The sequence below is a fragment of the Elstera sp. genome (genome assembly GCF_044372965.1).
Classification (GTDB): Bacteria; Pseudomonadota; Alphaproteobacteria; order Elsterales; family Elsteraceae; genus Elstera.
This window is the reverse complement of sequence record NZ_JBILQX010000263.1, coordinates 1-3,691: the sequence shown is the minus strand read 5'-3', so window position 1 is coordinate 3,691 and position 3,691 is coordinate 1. Positions and strand designations below refer to the sequence as shown.

Here is a 3,691-nt window from a genome sequence, read left to right as displayed (position 1 = left end):
CGTTACCTTGCGGCGGAAGCAACAGGTGGCCGATAATCTCGCGGCGGGGGAAGCGCTGTGGGAGGCGTTTTCGGTGTTCGATCAACCGCTTCCCCGCGCGGCCCGTACCTCTACACCGTAAGGCTTTACGCCTTCAGCATCCGGCCCCACGCCTCTTTCAGTACCTCCACGGTGAAGCCGGGGGCGCGGGCGACGTCGAGGATGATTTTTTCTTTGGCGATGACGGTGTCGATGGCGGCAGCCAACCCATCCAAAACCGCTTCGGGAATGATCGTCGCGCCGTGCCGGTCGGCATGGACCAGATCGCCGGGGGCAATAGACAGGCCGAGAACGGTTACCGGCACGTCAAGATCGGTGACATGAACGAAGGCATGGCTGGGGCCGATTGCACCGGCGATCACCTGATAGCCGGGGTCCAACTGGCCAAGATCGCGCAAGAGCCCGTTGGTCAAGGTGCCCGCGAGACCCAGGCCCTTATGAACCGCGACATGCAGCTCGCCCCAAAACGCGCCGACGCAGTGCGGCCAGTCGGTATCTTCGATCACGACGAGCGACGGGGCGGGGCCGCCCGCGACATACTCATAATAGGCCATCCGCCGCGTCAGCACCATTTCGGGCGGCTCGGTGGGCGGGGAGGCTGCGCGAATTTTCACGCAGCGGGCATAGCCGACCATCGACGGCAACCCAGGATCGGCGGCGACGACGGGAAACCGGGTGAAGCCTGTCGCCCGCCGTCCGCCGAGCAGCAGTTCCAGCGCATTGCACACGGTGGGGGTGTCGGTTGCGCGCAGGCGGGCGAGCAGATCAGGCGGGATCATCGCTATCTCCTAGACGGGGGGCTATCGGCTGGGCGAGCCAGGTAATCAGCGCGTCGGTGACCGCATCGGGCGCTTCCAAGCTCGGCAGGTGCCCCGCGCCGAGGATGACGCGCAAGGTGGCTTGGGGAAGCAGTTGCGCCATATCGGTGTGGCGGCTAATCGGGCAGAGTTGATCTGCCGAACCGCACAGCAGCAGCACCGGCCCGACGAAGGCGGCGAGCGTATCGGTTTGGTCGGGACGGTCGCGCAGGGCTAGGGATTGGCGGCGGAACACGGCATGGCCCAGGCTTTCGGCCATTGACACGATTAAACTGGCATCGGCGGCTGCAAGGGGGCGGTCTTTAGCTCCATAAAGCGGTACGAGAATGCGCTCAGCATAGGCCCCGATGCCGATATCCCGCGCCTCGTTGATCTGCGGCACGCGCAACGCCTGCCGCTCCGGGGTTTCGGCGCGGTGGTTGGTGGCGATGAGCGCGAGGCGGTGGATACGGTGGGGGGCTTGGCGCAGCATTTCCATCGCGACAATCCCGCCCATCGAGTGCCCGGCGACGGAAAAATGCGGCCAAGGCAGCGTCGTGAGCAACCGCTCGGCGAGCGCCTCCACCGTTTCATTCTGGGTAAGATCGCCGACGCGGCAGTCGGCCACCCGGTCGAGCCTACCGCGCTGCGGGGCCCAAATATCCGCCGTGCAAAGTTGGCCGGGGAGCAGGAGCAGCGGTTCCCGTTCACTCATCCCGCAATCCACTCAAAGGCTGCCGGGGCCTCGCCGCCGCGCACGATGAACACTTGCGTCGCCTCGGTCGGGGCTGAAAACTGCCGCGCGAGACCAATCGGTAGGGTTAGGGTATCGCCCGGCCCCAGCGTTAGCGTGCCCTCCGGCCAATCCACCGAAAGGCTTCCTGTTTGGACAAACAGAACCTCGGCTTCCGCCCGGCGATGCCACGGGGTTGCGCCGCCAAGGGTTAGGTCCAGCCGCCGCAGCGTGAAGCCGTGGTGCCACCAGCCAAGGATTGGCCCCGGCGCAAACCCGTCATCGCTCGCCTGCGGCCCAATCACCGCGCTTTCGCGCACGCCGTCGCTGGTCAGGGCCGAGGCGGGGTTCGGCTGAACGGCGGTAGCGGGAAGGTAGCACTCCAGCAACCGCGCGCGCGGCGGCGTTGGCAAGGCGGCTACTTCTTCGGGATTGGGTGGAGTTTCCAACTCCGTATCGGGGGGCGGGGCCGCGCCTTGCGTGGTGTCGAACAAAAGGCCGGATTTCAGCAGCTTCAGCCCGTAGCGCTCGGCCATGTGGAACACCTCGGGCGCCCAGCGCACCCGGCCCGGATCATCCCCCCCCAGCACGACCCAGAGAAACCCCGTGCCCGCGTCGATCTTCTCGAAACCGCGAAACATGCGGGTGGGCACCGACACCACGTCGCCAGGGCCGATTTCGAGCGTGCCATCCTCGCGATTAGGGCCGAAAATCAGCCGCCAGCGCCCGGTGTGAACGACGAAAACCTCGGCGGTTTCGTGGCTATGCTGCGAGTTGATGCAGTTTTCCGGCTGCCGCGCCCCGCCGATGTTAAAGCCGTGCGGCTCGCGGATATGAACGAATTGATCGGGGTTTTCTGCCACACCCGGCCCGATGATGGTAAAATTCTCCTTCCGATCAGAACCGGGGGTGCGGGTATCGACGAAGGCATTGCGGCAGGGCACGAGATCGGCGTAGCGCACCAAGCGTTGCGCCATCGCGGCGGGCGAGAGGTTGGGGGACTCAAGATCGCGCAGCATAGGCACCTCCTTAACCTGCGCTCTTGGGCGCTAAAATTTGAGCGTAAACCGAAAGCTCGTCGATCAGCGTCCAGTCCCGGCGCACCCGCCCGTCGATCACCTCCCAGTGGGTGAGGCCGAGCAGCACAATCGGGCGGTGGCTTGCCGGGCCGAACTGGCCACCGCCGCTGTGGGTGGCGTGATAGGACCAGCGCAGCGCCGCCCGCACGGGCTGACCGGGATCGGTGCGGCAGATCAGGTGATGCAACCGGAAGCGCCCCAGCGGCAACGCTGCGAGCCAGCCGAACCAACCGGCCTCGACCGCCCGATAGCCAACCCACTCTTCCCCGCCCGGCGCGCAAACGCTGGCGGCGCGGTCGTAGAGGCGGGTGATCTGCTGGAAATCCCCTTCCTGCCACAGACGGGTGAGCGCTTCTAAGAGGGGCGCGAGCGCGGCGGTATCGCCGAACTGGATCGGCTCGCCCGGCTCGGTCCAGCGGGCAATCAGCGCGTTGGGGCCGGGCGAACCGCCATCGGGGCCGGGGCGGAGGAAGTTCAAGGCGAGGCTCAGCAGATCAAGCCCCACTTGCCGGGCGATTGCGCCTTGGTCGCGCACCAACCATTCTTCGACAATGCGGTTATCCCGGCACAGGCAGTCTGCAATCGTGCGAACCTTTACTGCGCGTCCTGTCGGCGGGCCGAAGCTACCGGGGCCAAGGTGTGTCATCGGCGAGAAAATTCGGTGCGAGGAGTAAAAGCCGGGCGACCGAGGCGCGAGGATTATATCTTCGGCCAAAAGCTCCCGATCCGGGAATGCGGCCAAGGTTGCCGCTGTGCCGGTGATCACGGTGTCAACGTCGCGGGTTTCCGACAGTGGCGTGCGGACCGGGCAGTCGGCAGCATACCAATCGCGGATCAACGGCAGGCCGCGCCCTTCCCAAATCCGCTGCGTTATATCGAGAATATAGTGGGCAGGATCGCGGAACGCCGGGTCGAACCCCTGCATCAGATCGGTCGGTTCGGTCATCATCCGTCTATCTTTCCGGGGGGATCTTGCCACACCCAGTAATCGGCCTCGGCGATCAGCCCGTGCGCCGGGTGGCGGGTGGTTTGGCGCACGATCA

At 65.7% G+C, this 3,691-nt stretch carries 4 protein-coding genes; all 4 read right to left on the bottom strand.

Annotated elements, in window-relative coordinates:
* Positions 1 to 125 precede the first annotated feature (125 nt).
* From ACIQ36_RS19220 to ACIQ36_RS19205, 4 genes are read right to left on the bottom strand one after another with little or no spacing between them, the layout of a single operon-like run.
* Positions 126 to 818, bottom strand: coding sequence for an RraA family protein (locus ACIQ36_RS19220; protein WP_395832361.1), 693 nt, complete (start codon positions 816 to 818; stop codon positions 126 to 128).
* Positions 805 to 1,551: an alpha/beta fold hydrolase gene (locus ACIQ36_RS19215; protein ID WP_395832359.1), complete on the bottom strand. Its 747-nt coding sequence runs from the start codon at positions 1,549 to 1,551 to the stop codon at positions 805 to 807. Before ACIQ36_RS19215 ends, ACIQ36_RS19220 begins: the two co-directional genes overlap by 14 nt.
* The gene (locus ACIQ36_RS19210) at positions 1,548 to 2,588 is read right to left on the bottom strand and encodes a hypothetical protein (RefSeq protein ID WP_395832357.1); all 1,041 of its coding nucleotides are present in this window, start codon (positions 2,586 to 2,588) and stop codon (positions 1,548 to 1,550) included. Before ACIQ36_RS19210 ends, ACIQ36_RS19215 begins: the two co-directional genes overlap by 4 nt.
* 10 nt (positions 2,589 to 2,598) lie before the next feature.
* Positions 2,599 to 3,597, bottom strand: a complete 999-nt coding sequence (locus ACIQ36_RS19205) for an ester cyclase (RefSeq protein WP_395832355.1) — start codon at positions 3,595 to 3,597, stop codon at positions 2,599 to 2,601.
* Positions 3,598 to 3,691: the final 94 nt, after the last annotated feature.